The 15084-nt window shown below is 69.7% G+C and carries 11 protein-coding genes; 3 read left to right on the forward strand and 8 right to left on the reverse strand.

Annotation, left to right across the window (positions count from 1 at the left end):
* Window positions 1-3: 3 nt before the first annotated feature.
* Window positions 4-1443, forward strand: a complete 1440-nt coding sequence (locus tag MAA8898_RS08345; RefSeq protein ID WP_094020543.1) for a hypothetical protein — start codon at window positions 4-6, stop codon at window positions 1441-1443.
* 6 nt (window positions 1444-1449) lie between these two features.
* Here the strand turns inward: MAA8898_RS08345 and MAA8898_RS08350 are convergent, their stop codons facing one another.
* The gene (locus MAA8898_RS08350) at window positions 1450-3096 is read right to left on the reverse strand and encodes a tetratricopeptide repeat protein (RefSeq protein WP_094020544.1); all 1647 of its coding nucleotides are present in this window, start codon (window positions 3094-3096) and stop codon (window positions 1450-1452) included.
* A 130-nt stretch (window positions 3097-3226) separates the two neighbouring features.
* Between MAA8898_RS08350 and MAA8898_RS08355 the strand changes: the two genes are divergently transcribed.
* Together MAA8898_RS08355 and MAA8898_RS08360 are read left to right on the forward strand one after the other, a co-directional pair.
* The gene (locus MAA8898_RS08355) at window positions 3227-4972 is read left to right on the forward strand and encodes a sigma-54-dependent Fis family transcriptional regulator (RefSeq protein WP_094020545.1); all 1746 of its coding nucleotides are present in this window, start codon (window positions 3227-3229) and stop codon (window positions 4970-4972) included.
* Window positions 4973-5124: 152 nt separating this feature from the next.
* Entirely contained in the window at window positions 5125-6924 is a 1800-nt protein-coding gene (locus MAA8898_RS08360; RefSeq protein ID WP_094020546.1) for an NAD(P)/FAD-dependent oxidoreductase, read from the forward strand.
* A gap of 48 nt (window positions 6925-6972) precedes the next feature.
* On the opposite strand, the gene MAA8898_RS08365 is transcribed toward MAA8898_RS08360, so the two are convergent.
* From MAA8898_RS08365 to qhpG, 7 genes are read right to left on the reverse strand one after another with little or no spacing between them, the layout of a single operon-like run.
* Window positions 6973-7599 carry a S8/S53 family peptidase gene (locus MAA8898_RS08365; RefSeq protein ID WP_094020547.1) on the reverse strand — a complete coding sequence of 209 codons (627 nt, stop codon included), beginning with the start codon at window positions 7597-7599 and terminating at the stop codon, window positions 6973-6975.
* The gene (locus MAA8898_RS08370; RefSeq protein WP_094020548.1) at window positions 7596-9308 is read right to left on the reverse strand and encodes an ABC transporter ATP-binding protein; all 1713 of its coding nucleotides are present in this window, start codon (window positions 9306-9308) and stop codon (window positions 7596-7598) included. The genes MAA8898_RS08365 and MAA8898_RS08370 overlap by 4 nt, the downstream gene beginning before the upstream one ends.
* Window positions 9305-10387 carry a quinohemoprotein amine dehydrogenase subunit beta gene (gene peaD, locus MAA8898_RS08375; protein ID WP_094020868.1) on the reverse strand — a complete coding sequence of 361 codons (1083 nt, stop codon included), beginning with the start codon at window positions 10385-10387 and terminating at the stop codon, window positions 9305-9307. The genes MAA8898_RS08370 and peaD overlap by 4 nt, the downstream gene beginning before the upstream one ends.
* 7 nt (window positions 10388-10394) lie before the next feature.
* Complete coding sequence (gene qhpC / locus MAA8898_RS08380) at window positions 10395-10718, reverse strand: quinohemoprotein amine dehydrogenase subunit gamma (RefSeq protein WP_094020549.1); 324 nt, start codon at window positions 10716-10718, stop codon at window positions 10395-10397.
* On the reverse strand, window positions 10715-12145 hold the full coding sequence (gene peaB, locus MAA8898_RS08385) for a quinohemoprotein amine dehydrogenase maturation protein (RefSeq protein ID WP_094020550.1): 1431 nt from the start codon (window positions 12143-12145) through the stop codon (window positions 10715-10717). Before peaB ends, qhpC begins: the two co-directional genes overlap by 4 nt.
* A gap of 10 nt (window positions 12146-12155) precedes the next feature.
* Complete coding sequence (gene peaA / locus MAA8898_RS08390) at window positions 12156-13691, reverse strand: quinohemoprotein amine dehydrogenase subunit alpha (RefSeq protein WP_094020551.1); 1536 nt, start codon at window positions 13689-13691, stop codon at window positions 12156-12158.
* Window positions 13688-14938, reverse strand: coding sequence for a flavin-dependent monooxygenase QhpG (gene qhpG / locus MAA8898_RS08395; RefSeq protein WP_094020552.1), 1251 nt, complete (start codon window positions 14936-14938; stop codon window positions 13688-13690). Before qhpG ends, peaA begins: the two co-directional genes overlap by 4 nt.
* Window positions 14939-15084: the final 146 nt, after the last annotated feature.

Raw genomic sequence — 15084 nt, forward strand, 5'->3', positions numbered from 1 at the left:
GCCATGGGACGGGCGCGCCGCCTGCTGGGCCTTGGACTGCTGGTGCTGCTGCCCTGGCTGCCGCACGAGGCCCCGGCGCAGGCCGAGACGCAGCTTGGGGCCGAGCTGTGCAGCGCCGCGCGCGCCGCGATCCCGGCCGGCAGCCGCATCGTTCTGGCCCCGCCCGCCGCCGCCGACACCCCCCTGCCGGTGGCCGAGGTCGAGGCGATCATGAGCCGCGCGGCCCAGGCCATGTGCGCCGACTGGCCCGACCGCCCGCGCATCCTGGCCGGCAGTTCGGAATTGCAGGCCTCGCTGGCGCTGATCCGCGACAGGCAAGGCCCTGAGGCCTGGCGCAAGACCTTTGACGCGACCGTCCGGCAGGCGGCCGAGTTCGTCCTGGTCGGCGAAACCGGCCTGTCGGGCGGCGCGGTCACGCTGCGCCTGACGCTGGTCGCGCTGGAGGACGGGCAGGTCATCGTCAAGACGCCGGACATCCCGCTGACCGGCCTCGCCCTGCCCGCCGCTGGCGACCCGCGCGCCGCCATCGCCGATGCCGTGCGCCAGTTCCAGGACACGCTGCCCGCCGCGCGCGAAGATATCACCGTGGGCCGCTTCGCGAACGAGGTGACAGGGCTGGAGACCGCCGCCGGGCGGGCGCTGGCCGAAATGGTGGTCGAGGCCTGGCTCGACAGTGCCAACTCGATCACCGCGATGCTGCGCGATGCGGCGCCCGCCCAGGTCCACCGGGGCGATCCGCCGGAGGCCGGCTTTGCCCTGACCGGCACGGTCCGGCTGATCGACCGCGACCGCTTTCAGCTGGTTCTGCGGCTGACGCAGGACGGCGTTCTGCACGCGGCGCGCACGCTCGACCTGTCGACGCTGCAACTGCCGCCGCAACTGCGCGAACTGCTGGACCCCGCCGCCCTGCCGCGCGACGACAGCCTGTCAAGTTTCACCTCGGCGCTGTCAGCGATGGGCAAGGGCACCCTGCGCATGGTGGCGGGGGGCGGCCGCGACGGCGCCTACCCGATCTGCCGCACCAGCGACGCGCGGCGCCTGATGACCGACTGCCGCGACAGCCTGATCCGCCTCAGCCTGACCTCGGACATTGGCGGCGAGTTGCTCTGCCTGTCGCTGGACGACAGCGGGCTCTTCTACGTCATGCTGCCCAGCCCCTATGCCCCCGCCACCCGCCTGCGCGCCAATCTGCCGCTGACCCTGCCCGACGACCTGCCGCTGCTGGCAGACGGCAACCAGGTCCACTGGCCGGCGATGGGGCCGCCGTCGGACACGCTGGTGGGCTGCCTGGTCTACCCGCGCCTGCCGGGCACGCTGATGCAGGCGCTGGACCGCTTTGACGGCAAGGCGCTGGATGCGCGTGACCTGTCGGCCCTGCGCATGACCCTGCGCGACTCCGCCCCTGCCGCCGCCGCCGCCGTGCAGGTCCGCATCATCGACTGAGAGCCCCTACGCCGCCCGTACCTTGCCGCGGCAATAGCACGAGGCCCGAACCGGCACCGTCGCCCGCGCCGTGGTCTGGTCCAGTTGCAGCCGGATGTGCCGCGCCTCGACCAGCTCGCCGCGCCGCACCAGGCATTCGTGCAGCCCGTGCAGGCTCCAGACGTTGCGCGGATGCTGGCAGGGGCGGGACAGCGTGTCATCCAGACCCAGGTCGGCGCGATACACCGCCTCCGCCTCGTCGAAGTTCTGCGCGTCCATCAGCAGCGCGCCCAGCGCGTGCCGCGTCGGCTGCATCCAGCCCCAGGGTTCGTCATACAGCAGGTCATCGTCCAGCTGGACCGACCGGCGCAGGTGGTCCAGCCCCTCCTCCACCCGCCCGCTCTTGAAGGCGACCTCGCCGTCCATCATCGCCTCGCCCACCAGCAGCACGTCGGCAGCGGGATTGTTGAACACGAACCAGTCGTCCGGCACCGCCTTGCGCGCCGCCACCGCCTTTTCCCGCTCCGCCATCGCCTCCTCGTGACGGCCCAGGTTGGCCAGCGCGATGGCGCGCGCCTGGTACATCGCCGGATAGGTATAGCGGTACAGCTCCGGGTCGCCGGGGAACGGCTCGGCCAGGATCTGCTCCCACATCCCGAACCGCACCATGACGTGGATCTTCTTGCCGTAGAAACTTTCGAACAGTTCCGGCATGAAGCGTACCACCTCCTCTGGCATCATCTCGGTCAGCCGCGCGGCGGCGGCCAGCGCCACCTCGGGCTGACCCAGGAACATCGCGCCGTAGGCTTCGAAATGCACGTTGTGGATGCGGTACACGGTGTAGAAGTTCTGCGCCCCGGCCACCGCCTCGTACTTGCGGTCGATCTCGGCGGCGGCGTGGTTGCGCGCCACCACGGCCTGGTAGTCGCCGCAGAGCACATCGATATGCGTCGCCATGTGCACGAGGTGCCCGCTGTCGGGCACCAGGTCGGTCAGCCGGTCGCCATGGCGCAGCGCCTTTTCCGGCGTCGGCGACATCTCCATCAGGTGGATGTACATGTGCAAGAGGCCCGGATGGTCCCAGGCGCCGGGCAGTTCGGCAAAGGCGCGCTCCAGCGCCGCCTGCGCCTCGAGGGTCGAGGCGCCCTCGCGCGGGCCGCCGGCCTTGAGGTCCCACAGCAGCCAGGGCGTGCGGTTCATCAGCGCCTCGGCAAAGACGGTGATCACGTCCAGATCGTCGGGATGGGCGGCGTAGACCCGGCGCATCGACTCGGCAAAGGCGTCGTTCCAGGGGCCGAAATCCTCGATCCCCGGATCGTCCGGATACCGCTCGGCCAGCGCCTCTACCAGGTCGGTCTCGACCTCGGTCAGCGAGTCTTTCAGCGCCTGCGCGGCGGCGATGGCGGCATGGGCGCGGTCCAGCGCCGATTGCCGTTCCTCTGCGTCAAAGAACTCCCATGACCGGTTGTAGTTGGGCCCGATGGCATAGGCGAGACCCCAGTGCGCCGCGCCGCAGCCCGGATCGGCGGCGATCGCCTCGTCAAAGGCTTTCGCGGCAGCCTCGTGGTTGTAACCGTAAAGCCAGACAAGCCCCCGGTCGAACGCCGCCTGCGCGGCCTCTGACGATGTCGTGACGGGCCGGGAATGCCGGCCAAGGTCGAAATGCGTGGTCATCGTGTCCCCCGATCAATGCCTTCACGGTCCAATCGTGCGCAGTCTAGCACAGTCACCGATCTTTGTCGGACTCCGGTCCGCCCGCAGGCTATGGTACCGTTCACCGGCACAACCGGAGGGGAGGACGGCGATGCGCGACAGGGAGCACGTGTTGGAGATCGACCGCGTCCTGCGCGGACAGGAGACCGGGCGCGACGCGCTGGTGAGTGCCAGCTGGCGGCGCTGTGTCGAAACCTACGGCATGGACCCGACGCGCCCCGACCCCGCCCACATCGTCACCGCCGCCGAGCTGCGTGAGCACCGCGAACAGTCCGAACGGCTGATCGCCACCGCGCGGTCGGGCCTGCAATCGCTGTTCCGGCAGGTGGCCGGGCACAACTACGTGCTGCTGCTGGCCGATGCCCACGGCGTCTGCGTCGATTTCTTCGGCGATCCGAAGTTCGAGGACGAGCTGCGCGCCGCCGGGCTCTACCTTGGCTCCGACTGGACCGAGGACCTCGCCGGCACCTGCGGCGTAGGCTCCTGCATCGTGACCGGCGAGGCGGTGACCATCCACCAGTCCGATCACTTTGGCCTGGCGCATACGCCGCTGTCCTGCACCGCCGCGCCGATCTTTGACACCAAGGGCGAGCTGTCGGCGGTGCTCGATATCTCCTTGCTGCGTTCACCCTCGCCCAAATCCTCGCAGAACCTGGCGATGAGCCTGGTCACCTCCTCGGCCCGAAGGGTCGAGATGGCGAACCTGATGGCGATGACGCGGCGCGACTGGGTGCTGCGGGTCTCCACCAGCCCCGAGTTCCTGGAGGTCGACCCCGAGGCCGCCGTGGCGCTGGACGGGGCGGGACGCATCATCGGCATGACCAGCGGGGCGCGCCGCGCGCTGGACCCGGACGGCACCGGCCGGCTGATCGGCACCCGCATCGACGACTGGCTGGAGCTGACCGTGGACGACCTGCCCGAGCTGATGCGCGGCCGCCCGACCGAGGACCGCGTGTTGCGGCACAAGGACGGGCGCGGGCTGTTCGGCCACGCCATCGCGCCGCAATCGGCCCGCAGCGCCGCCGCCCTCAGGCGGCACGCGCCGGACCTGCCCGGCCCGCTGGGCAGCTTTGCCGGACCCGACGCGGCGCTGCGCCGCCTGCTGCACCAGGCCGCGCGGCTGGCCCGCACCCAGGTGCCGCTGCTGATCACCGGCGAAACCGGCACCGGCAAGGAAAAGCTGGCCCGCGCCATCCACGTCTGCGGCCCGCAGGGGCGCGCCTTTCACGATGTGCGCTGCGCCGGGCTGGGGGACGTCGACACGCTGCGCGACGCCGTGGCCGGCACGCTGTTCCTGCGCGGGGTCGAGGACCTGTCGCCCACAGCCCAGGATGCGCTGCTGGCGCTGCTGGACCGTTCGCGCGACCTGCGGGTGATCGCCTCGTGCCGGATCGCCCCCGCCGCGCTCGCCGACACCCTGCGGCACGACCTGTTCTACCGCCTCGTCGGCGCGACGCTGGAGCTGCCGCCGCTGCGCCACCGCGCCGATTTCGACTGGCTGCTGGACCGCCTGCTGCGCCGCCGTTCGGCCGACGACACGCGGCTGTCCCCCGCCGCCCGGGCCGAGCTGAAATCGCGCCACTGGCCCGGCAACATCCGCGAACTGGAGCGCGCGCTGGACGTGGCGCTGGCGCTGGTCGAGGGCAGCGTGATCGACCTGCCCGACCTGCCCGCGCCACCCCACGCCACCCGCGCCGACAACGACCACGATGAAGACCTTGAATCGGTGCTGATCGCCTGCGGCTGGAACATGGCGCAGGCGGCGCGGCGGCTGGGGGTCAACCGCTCGACCGTGCTGCGGCGCATCCGCAAGGCCGGGCTGACCCCGCACGCCTGACGCCCCGCCGTTGCGCCCCCGTTGCGCGCGCAACAGCCCGCCCCGGGCAACGCGGATTTCCGGGCCAAAGGCGCGCAAAGCCGTTGCCGCGCGGGGCCCCGCTCTGTCAGCCTCCCGCCTTGAGGACTTCAAGACCAACACGGGAGGACCAGATGCTCGATTCCACGCTTTCTGACCAGACACAGGCCGTTCTGGACGACTTCGGCGCCGCGCTCGAAGCCGGCGACATCGCCCGCGCGCGCGAGATGTTCGTCGATGACTGCTACTGGCGCGACCTCGTCAGCTTTACCTGGAACCTCAAGACGATGGAGGGCAAGGACCAGGTCGAGGACATGCTGAAACACCAGCTGGCCACGACCAAACCCACCGGCTGGGCGCTGGCCGAGGGCGAGACACCGACAGAGGACGGCGGCATCACCACCGCCTGGATCACCTTCGAAACCGGGGTCGCGCGTGGCTATGGCCTTGTCCGCCTGCGCGACGGCAAGATCTGGACCCTGCTGACCACCATGGTCGAACTCAAGGGCCACGAGGAACCCAAGGGCTTTGCCCGCCCGCTGGGCGCCAAGCACGGCGCCGACAAGCACCGCCCCACCTGGAAGGAAGAGCGCGAACAGGAAGCCAAGGAACTCGGCTACACCAAACAGCCCTACGTCGTCATCATCGGCGGCGGCCAGGGCGGCATCGCGCTGGGCGCGCGGCTGCGGCAACTGGGCGTGCCCACCATCATCGTCGAGAAAAACGACCGCCCCGGCGACAGCTGGCGCAATCGGTACAAGTCGCTCTGCCTGCATGACCCGGTCTGGTACGACCACCTGCCCTACATCAAGTTCCCCGAGAACTGGCCGATCTTCAGCCCCAAGGACAAGATCGGCGACTGGCTGGAAATGTACACCAAGGTGATGGAGCTGAACTACTGGACCCGGACCACCGCCAAGTCCGCCAGCTACGACGAGAAGACCAAGGAATGGACCGTCGTCGTCGACCGCGACGGCAAGGAAGTGGTGCTGAAGCCCAAGCATCTGGTCATGGCCACCGGCATGTCGGGCAAGCCGCGGATGCCGAACTTCCCCGGCATGGACACGTTCAAGGGCGACCAGCACCATTCCAGCCAGCACCCCGGCCCGGACAAGTACAAGGGCAAGAAGGCCGTGGTGATCGGCTCCAACAACTCGGCCCACGACATCTGCGCCGCGCTGTGGGAAAACGACGTCGACGTGACCATGGTGCAGCGCTCCTCGACCCATATCGTGCGGTCCGACACGCTGATGGACGTCGGCCTGGGCGCGCTCTACTCCGAGGAGGCGGTCAACAACGGCGTGACGACTGAGAAGGCCGACCTGATCTTTGCCTCGCTGCCCTACGCCATCCTGCACGAATTCCAGATACCGGCCTACGCCGAGATGAAAAAGCGCGACGCCGCGTTCTACGAAGGGCTTGAAAAGGCGGGCTTCTGGCTGGACTGGGGCGATGACGACTCGGGGCTGTTCATGAAGTACCTACGCCGTGGTTCGGGCTATTACATCGACATCGGCGCCAGCCAGCTGATCATCGACGGCCAGATCAAGCTGAAACGCGGGCAGGTCGTCAGCGTCGATGAAACCGGCGTCAACCTGGACGACGGCACGCACCTCGATGCCGACGTGATCGTCTACGCCACCGGCTACAACTCGATGAACGGCTGGGTGGCCGACCTGATGGGCCAGGAGGCGGCCGACCGGCTGGGCAAGGTCTGGGGGCTGGGATCGAACACCACCAAGGACCCCGGTCCCTGGGAGGGCGAACAGCGCAACATGTGGAAGCCGACGCAGGTCGAGGCGCTGTGGATGCATGGCGGCAACCTGCACCAGTCGCGCCATTACTCGCAGTTCCTGGCCTTGCAGCTGAAGGCCCGGATGGAAGGCATCCCGACGCCGGTCTACGCGCTTCAGGAGGTGCATCACACCAGCTGAACGCGGTCACAGATCGGTCAGGCGGCGCGTCCCACCGGGGCGCGCCGTCTATGCGTCGCCCGTGCGCCGTTCGCGACCCACATGCGCCGCGCCCGCGTTCAGAAAGGCACGCGCCTCTGCGTCCGTCGTGACCCTCTGCGCCGCGAGGATCCCGGTCAGATGCGCGGCGGCGATGCTGGCCCCGGCGATGCCCTGCGACGCCGGACAGGCCCCGAAATCCGCCGCAGGCAGGTCCAGCCTGGACCATTCCCCCTGGCCGCAGCGCGCATCCCCCTGCACCCCGATGACCGAGGGCAAGGCGGCGGGCCAGACCGGATCGCCCCGCGCCGGGGCCGAGGCGACGACGATCCGATCTCCCAGCGCCGCGATCGCAGCCGCAACCGCCGGATCGTTGCGCGCCAGGCCCAAAGAGCAATGCACGATCTGCGCGCCGCTCTCACCCGCGCGCTCCAGCGCCGTCACAAGGTCCGAGGTCCGCGCCGCCAGCCGCGCCTTGAACACCGGGATGCTCAGCAGCCGCACGCCAGGCGCCTCCGACAGGATCGCCCGCGCCACGGCGCTGGCGTGCTGCCCGGCCGGGCTGTCGGTGACGGCCTCCAACAAGGGGTCGATGACCCCCACGCAGCCCTCGAACTCCGCTGGCAAAGGCCCGTCGATCAGCGCCACCAGCCTCACGCTGCACTCCAATCCCGCAGGTCGACCGTCATGTCAAAGCCGCCATAAGCCGCCTCGTTGCCATGGGTGACGACGATCCGCGTCGCCCCTTTGTGCCGCGTGTCGATGCCCTCCATGATCCGGCTCACCGTTCCCGGATCGACCTCGGACAGCGCCTCGTCGAGGATCAGCACCCGAAACGGCCGCAACAGCGCCCGCGCCACGCAGAGCCTCTGCCGCTCGCCCCCGGACAGCGTCAGCCCGTCCTCGCCCAGCCGTGCCGCCAGCCCGCCGCGCTCGGCCAGCCGATCAGACAGGCCGACCAGCGCCAGCGCCGCCTGCATCGCCTCGGGCGGCGTGTCGGGGGCGGACAAGGCGAGGTTCTCGGCCACCGTGCCCAACATGACGAAGGGGCGCTGCGGCACGTAGGCCACCGCGCCGCGCAGGTCGGCGCGCGACAGGTGCCGCAGGTCCACGCCGTCCAGCAGGATGCGCCCCGCCCCCGGGTCGCCATGACGCTGGAACAGCGCGAGAAAGGTGGATTTGCCCGCCCCGCTCGGCCCCTCCAAGCGCATTTTAGAACCGCCCGGAATCTCCAGCGTGACGCCGCGCGCCATCACCTTGCCGCCGGCCTCCAGCGTCACGCCCTCGACCCGCAGCGCCCCCGGCCCGTCCGGCAGGGCAACAGGCGCCAAGGGCCAGGCCAGCGCCGCGTCCTCCGCCATGATCCCGCTCAGCCGGTCCAGCGCCGCCTTGACCCGCGCCTGCGCGTGCCACAGCCCGATCAGCGACTGCATCGGCCCGACGAGGAACCCCAGGTAGGCAATGAAGGCGATCAGCGACCCCAGCGGCCATTGCCCGTCGATCACCATCAGACCGCCGACGAGGAAGATGGCCGAGCGCACCAGCGCCGCCAGCCCGGTCGGTACGCCGCGCGTCACCTCGCCCCACAGCTGCGCGCGCATCAGCACGGCGTTCAGGCTGCGTTGCCGCCGCGCCAGCCCCTGCGCCACCGGTTCCTCCGCCCGGGCCGCCTGGATGGAGCCCAGCCCCGCCACCATCTCGGCGATCTGCCCGGCAAATTCGCCGCGCTCGGCGCGGGTCTCACGCGCCAGCCGTTCGGTCCTTGGCCGCGCCCAGGCAAAGAAGGCCAGCTCGAAAGGCGCCAGCGCCACCGCCACCAGCGCCAGCTGCCAGTTCAGCACGAACAGCATGACCGCCCCGCCGATCAGCCGCAGCACACCCGACGATCCCGTGAGCAAAGCGTTGAAGGCAAACTGCTGCACCTCGCCCGCGTCACCGTCGATCCGGGCCAGGATCTCGCCCGTGCGCCTTTGCGCCCGCCACTCCGGCGACCGCTCCAGCACCGCCGCCGTCAGCGCTGCGCGCAGGTCGGCCAGCATCCCCACCGACGCCCGCATGTGCAGGATCGCGTTCAGCGACCCCAGCCCGAGGCTGGCAAAGCCCACCACCAGCAGGGCCAGCGACCAGACCACCAGCGCCTGCCGGTCGCCCGCCATCAGCCCCTCGTCAATGACCAGCTTGGTCAGGTAGGGCGGCACCAGCGCCGCCAGCGCCGCCAAGAGGCCAAGGCCCAGCAGCAGCCCCAGCACCCGCAGGCGCGGCCGCAGCACCGGCAGCAGCCAGCCCGCCGCCCTTTCGTCAAAAAGACGCGCCCCGGCCCAGTGGCCAAGGCGCGCCCGCTTTTCCGTCTCCGGACTCGCCGTCACTCGACCTGCACGATCTGCAACGTCGCCGTGCCCATGTCGCCACCCGAGGGCACCAGCATCTCGCCGATGCGCTCCAGCGTCTCGGCGTCGTAGACACCGATATCGTCGTTGGTGCCGCCGACATACAGCTCCTTGCCGTCCGACGAGATCTGGATCACGTAGTAGGTGTGCGGCATGTCCACGCGCTTGATCAGCTCCTGCTTTTCCACGTCATGCTTGCTGAGCTGGGTATAGACGCCGTACAGCAGGTTCGGTGCGTTGGGGTCGCGCACGCCGGTGAACATCAGCACCTCGAGCGAGGCAAAGTCCTGGATCTCGGTCGCGCCGGTCTCGAGGTCGACCGAGGAAAAGCCCCAGACGAAATCCGCCATCTCGGTCTGCGTCTCGTCGGTGAACACCGCCGCCGTGTACATCAGCAGGAACTCGTCGTTCTGCCGTCCAATCGGCCAGAAGGCCAGCACGTCGGGCGGCGAATAGGTCGGCCGGTCCCAGTTGGCATTGGCGATGGCGGTGGTGATCGCACCGCTCCTGGGGTCGAAGGCATAGATGTCGTGCCCGCCGATGTAGACCGTGCCGTCATCGCCGGTCTGCATCACGGTGGACCGGCGCGGCGCGGGATAGGTCCGCACCGGCTGCGCGTCGGTGCCGCCCGCCGCATCGTAGACGGCAAACTCGGGCTCCATCACCTCGTAGCGGTCCACCAGGTGACGCGTGGGGTTGCGCACCGTGTAGACCTCGGACCCGTCCGGCGACACCGCCAGCGACCCGATGGAACGCCGCGTGACGTCACCGGCGGACTGCGCCGCGTAGAACACCCGCTCGCAGGTCTCGATGTTGATGCCGATCACGTCCTGCCAGCGGTTGACCAGCGCATAGGCCACCGTTCCGTCCGGCGACATCTGGATTACCGCCGGGCTCATCTCCAGCCCGTCGCCCAGCGGGCAGTCCTTGACCAGTTCGCGCGCACCCGCGTCAAAGACGTAGAGGTTGCCCGGCTTGGCGATGGTCACCAGCAGGTCCTTTGCGAGTGCCGGTGAGGCCACGGCCAGCGCCGCGGCAATCGTCATTGCGTGTTTCATCATGCCCTCAAGTGTTCGAGTCCTTGGGGAAGACCGAGCCCAGCGCGCGCCAGTCGTCGGCGGCGTTGGGGGCATCGGCGCTCCAGTCGGGATAGGTGACCATGGTGTCGGGCACCTGCGCGGGCCACCAGCAGGGGTCGGAACAGCCGTAAAGGTCGGCCTCCATCGGCTGGCACAGCGCGGCAACCCCGCCAAAGGGGTCCACTTCCCAGCCCGGGTCGAATGTGGTGGCGCAGCCCGCGGTGACGGTCTGCATGGCGCGGACCTCGTCCATCTTGTCCTCCGCCGCGGCCTGAAGCGTCCGCGCGGCTTTCTGGTTCAGCGGTTTCATTTGTGGTTCGCCTTTCTCGGAGCGATGTGATCGTGGAAATACTGCGGGTTGGTGGCGATCAGGTCGCCGTAGACCTCGATGCCGAAGTCCACCCAGTCCCGCATCAGGTCGCAGTAATGATACGCGGGCATCAGCGGATCGCTGAAATGGGCATAGCTTTCGTGGTAGCAGCCGCCCGAGCACAGGTTGCGGATGCGGCAGGTGGCGCAGCCCTTGTCGGTGCGGTCCAGCCGGCTTTCGAGGAACCCGGCCAGCTTGGGCTTTTCGATCCCGGTCGTCACATCACCGAACTTGAGGTCCGTTCCGGTGAAGCGGTGGCAGAGATTGATGGTGCCGGAATGATCGACCGCCAGCATCCCGATGCCCGCGCCGCAGGGCAGCGCCTTGGACCGGCCTTCCCACAGGTCCTGCATCAGCTGGTGCATGTTGGAAAAGCCGATGTTGCGCCCGGCCCGCGCCTCTTCGTGGTAGCGGCGGCCCAGCGATTTCATGCCGTCAAAGACCTCCTGTAGCTCGGCCCCCGACAGGTTGAAGGCGGTCATGTCGCCCGAGGTGACCGGCGACACCCCGACCTCGGCAAAGCCGATGTCGTTCTTGAGGTGGTCCCAGATCTCCTCGACCGCCGTGACCCCGGCCGTCAGCGTCACCCGCGCCCCCACCGGGCGCGAGCGGTAGCGCGACAGCAGCATCCGCGCCTTGGCCGCCACCGTGTCATAGCTGCCCTTGCCGCCCACGGTCTTGCGGTTGAGGTCGTGCAGCGCCTTGGGCCCGTCCATCGACACCGTCAGGCCGAACCGATGCGCATCCAGCCAGTCGACAAGGTCCTCGGTCAGCAGCGTGGCGTTGGTGGTCAGGGTAAAGTTGACCTCCTTGCCCAGCGCGGCAAAGCGCGGCTCGGCGTGGTCGACCACGTCGCGGATCAGCCGGATATTGGACAGCGGCTCGCCGCCGAAGAACACGATGTTGTAAGCCTCGCGGTCCGGGCTTTCCTTCAGCAGCAGGTCGATGGATTGCACCGCCGTGTCCAGCGCCATCTTGCGGCCCTTGGACGGGGTATCCAGGTCCTCCTTGTAGCAGTAGGAACAGGCCAGGTTGCAGCCGGTGTTCACGTTCAGGATGATCGTGGACAGGGGAAAGTTCTCGATCCTGATGTCGGGCCGCTCGGCCTTGGCCGGGCTGCCGTCGGTCACGATGTCGAGGTCGATCAGCCCGCGCAGCCGCTGCGCCAGGTCCACCGGGTCATGCCCGGCAAACCGCGCGCGCATGTCGTCCTCGGCCACCTGGCCCTTTTCGGCCAAGAGGGTCAGGACCTCGCCGTCCAGCGCGTCAAGCTCGAACAGCGACGTGGTGGGGATGTGGAACAGCAGGTCGCGGCTGTCCACCCGCACACGGTGCGCGTTCTGGGGTTGGAAATGCAGGTATCCCATGATCTCTCCCTCAGCGGATCGGCGGATCGATGAAGCGCTGGACCGTCACGATCAGCTGCGCTTCGGCCGAAAGCCCGCCAGAGTTGGCGACGATCTTCAGATCGCCGGCGTTGTTGGTCGAGAACGGGCGCGCCGGGTTGGGACCGGCCGCGGCGGGCATGAAGATGCCGTCCTCGCCGAGGCTGCCGGCGAATTCGGCGTCCCTCATCGCGGCCGCGACTTCGTTGTGATCGGTCACGCTCCACTCCGTCGGCACGACGCCGAGCCGCAGGTCGTCCTCGGTGCCCGGCTGGCCGTCCGGTCCGTTTGCCCATCCGATCGCCTTGAAGGCGATGGGCACGGCGTCCGGACCAACCGGACTGTCGCCGCCGACCCGGGCAATGGCAAAGGACGGCTCTACAGTGATGCGGTCGAACGCCTCGGAGACGACGATCTCGGATCGCGCGTCACCCGCCGTCAATGCCACCGCGCCATCGGTTTCGGTCAGCAGGGAGGTCGCCAGGCCAACCGGCGTCGCGCCGTGAACCACGAGTTCGCCGCCTTCGGCGCCGATCCCCTCAAGCCCGGTCCCGACGATCAGGACATCGCCGGATCGCGCCATCAGCGCCTCGGGGACAGTCCCGAGGATGGCCGGCCCGGCCCCATCGCGGGCGCCCGAGATGGTGCCGCCAAGGCTGTCACGGTCACGCAGGAACTGCCGGCCCTCGAAGGTGTCGCCATCCTCGGAAAGGGCCACCACCTGGCGGAAGGCCTCGCCGTCGATGGACAGGTTCGCGCGCCACTCGTAGCCAGTGTACAGGTTCATCTGCCCCGCGACCGGCATTTCGCTGCCGTCTTCCAGCCAGAGCGTCCCGGACAAGGCAAAGGGAGATGCGTCGCCCGCAACGGTGATCCGGCCAAAGGCGCGGCCCTTGCCCGGCAGGTCGGTCAACACGACCCAGTCGCCGCCCGGCGCCTGTTTTTCAGCCGCCTGCCAGGCGGTCCATTCCTCGGTCTCCAGCGGGTAGGCATCGGACAACAGCGGCACCATCTCGGTCTTGGCGATCTTGTACCACTCGCGGTCGCGGCCCAGCGCCTGGTACTCGACCGTCGGGAACTGGCCGACATGGAAATCCATGTGCAGGTCCCATTCCTCGGTGGTGCGGCGTTGCAGGCCGACCCGCGCGGCGGTGTGGCAGCGCGCGCACATCGACGCCATCGGTTCTTCCACGACCTCGACGTGGGCCGGATCCTTTTCCAGCGCGTAACGCCACGGCGCCGCCTCGGAGGGGGCCAGGCCCTGCGTTTCCGACAGGTAGGCCACCAGCGCGGCCTGGTCGTCCGGCGACACGACCACGTCATGCACAAGGCGCATCCGCACGATGGTCATCAGCCAGCCTTCGGGCGTCTTGCGCTGTCCGGCGATGCGCGACAGCCCCGCCTCCGTCGCCTCGTGGCAGCTGCCGCAGGCATCCGCCAGCAGTTGCGCCCCGTCCTGGGCCAGCGCCGGCGTCCCGGCAAGGGCCAGCGCGGCGATCAGGGCCGGCGCTGTCTTTGATCGTGTCATGTGACAACCTCCTTGTTTTTCAGGGCGGGCGCGGTCGTGATGCCGCGCGCCGCAAGCCAGTCGTAAATGCGTCCCGCCGTCTCGGGCGGTGTTTCGGGCAGGACGCGCGCGGCAAAGCCCGCGCGGTCCGGCATCGGTCCGCGTCCCAGCCGCGCCAGCAGCGGCGCGATCTCGACCCCGCCGACAAAGGCGGCGCCCTCCGGGTCCTGCGGCGTGACCAGCACCTGCGCCTCGGCCAGCCGCCCGGCGCGCACGATCACGCGGTTCTCAAGATGCGGCGCGGCGGGCGGCACCGGCTCGGCGGACATCTCGTCGGGCCATCCGGCGCGCGCGCGCCAGAACCGGCCGCCCATCCCCGCGGCGCGGTAGAAATCGCGGCCCACCCGGGCCTGGCGGTCAAAGGTCGCCACCACCCGGTCACGGTAGAACCGCGCGGCCAGCCCGCCCTGCCCGTCCAGCAGCGCCGCGCACAGGGGCACCGCCATCAGCGCCGAGGCCAGCGCCCAGAACATCCCGTGCCCGGACAGCGGGTCCATCGCCACCGCCGCGTCACCGATGCGCGGCATCGCAGGGTCCAGATCCGGCGCGGACAGCCGCAGTTCGGCCCCGCGCACCACCAGCCCCCGAGGCGCAAACCCGGTCATCGCCGCCCAGACCGCCGCCGGATCGCGCGCAGCAGCCGCGTCCACCGTGACCTGCATCCAGCCCCGCGCGCCGTCGCCGATCCGCCACAGCCAGCCCTCGGGCAGCGCCCGCACCTCGGCCCCCGCCGCGCTCGCGCCCGCCTCAGCGGCGATGCTCACCGTCGGGATGCCGCGCAACCGCCCCTCCGCCACCGGCGCGCGCCGTCCGCGCGCCTCGATCACCAGCCCGGCAGCAATCTCCCGCCCATCGGCCAGCTCCAAAACACCCCGCCGCACCCGGCGCACCGGCGCGCGCACCAGCGTCACGCCCTCAACCACCGCCTGCGCCTGCAATCCCTCGTCGAAAGCCGGGCGCGACAGCATGTGTTCGCGGTTCGGCTGGCCGCTCAGCGTGCCCCAGTCGACCCGGCGCTCCACCAGCGGGCCCAGCCCCTCGACCGCCAGCCGCTGCGCCCGCAGCGCCGCGACCAGCCGCAGACCCGCGCCCTCGGCCCAGGCCCCGCGCCCGCCCACCTCGGCCAAGGTCACCCGCGCCCCGGCGCGTGCCAGCAGGATGGCCGCAATGGTCCCCGCCGGTCCGCCCCCTGCAATCGCAATATCCATGAGTCGCGGCACCCCTTGAAAGTCCCAAGGATCAGCCTAAGGCGATCCCGCGGCGCGCCGTCCGACATTTTCGGACAATGTTTGGGCAAAGCCTCCAGAACCTCGACCGCCCGGTCGATTTTGCATTTGATTTGTTCGGTGCTACG

It is taken from the genome of Antarctobacter aquimaris (assembly GCF_900184945.1).
GTDB lineage: Bacteria > Pseudomonadota > Alphaproteobacteria > Rhodobacterales > Rhodobacteraceae > Maliponia > Maliponia aquimaris.

Coding starts and splice junctions, on each gene's coding strand:
- MAA8898_RS08350 (WP_094020544.1), bottom strand. CDS start 3,096: ATGACCACGCATTTCGACCTTGGCCGGCATTCCCGGCCCGTCACGACA.
- peaA (WP_094020551.1), bottom strand. CDS start 13,691: ATGACACGATCAAAGACAGCGCCGGCCCTGATCGCCGCGCTGGCCCTT.
- MAA8898_RS08355 (WP_094020545.1), top strand. CDS start 3,227: ATGCGCGACAGGGAGCACGTGTTGGAGATCGACCGCGTCCTGCGCGGA.
- peaD (WP_094020868.1), bottom strand. CDS start 10,387: ATGAAACACGCAATGACGATTGCCGCGGCGCTGGCCGTGGCCTCACCG.
- peaB (WP_094020550.1), bottom strand. CDS start 12,145: ATGGGATACCTGCATTTCCAACCCCAGAACGCGCACCGTGTGCGGGTG.
- qhpG (WP_094020552.1), bottom strand. CDS start 14,938: ATGGATATTGCGATTGCAGGGGGCGGACCGGCGGGGACCATTGCGGCC.
- MAA8898_RS08360 (WP_094020546.1), top strand. CDS start 5,125: ATGCTCGATTCCACGCTTTCTGACCAGACACAGGCCGTTCTGGACGAC.
- qhpC (WP_094020549.1), bottom strand. CDS start 10,718: ATGAAACCGCTGAACCAGAAAGCCGCGCGGACGCTTCAGGCCGCGGCG.
- MAA8898_RS08345 (WP_094020543.1), top strand. CDS start 4: ATGGGACGGGCGCGCCGCCTGCTGGGCCTTGGACTGCTGGTGCTGCTG.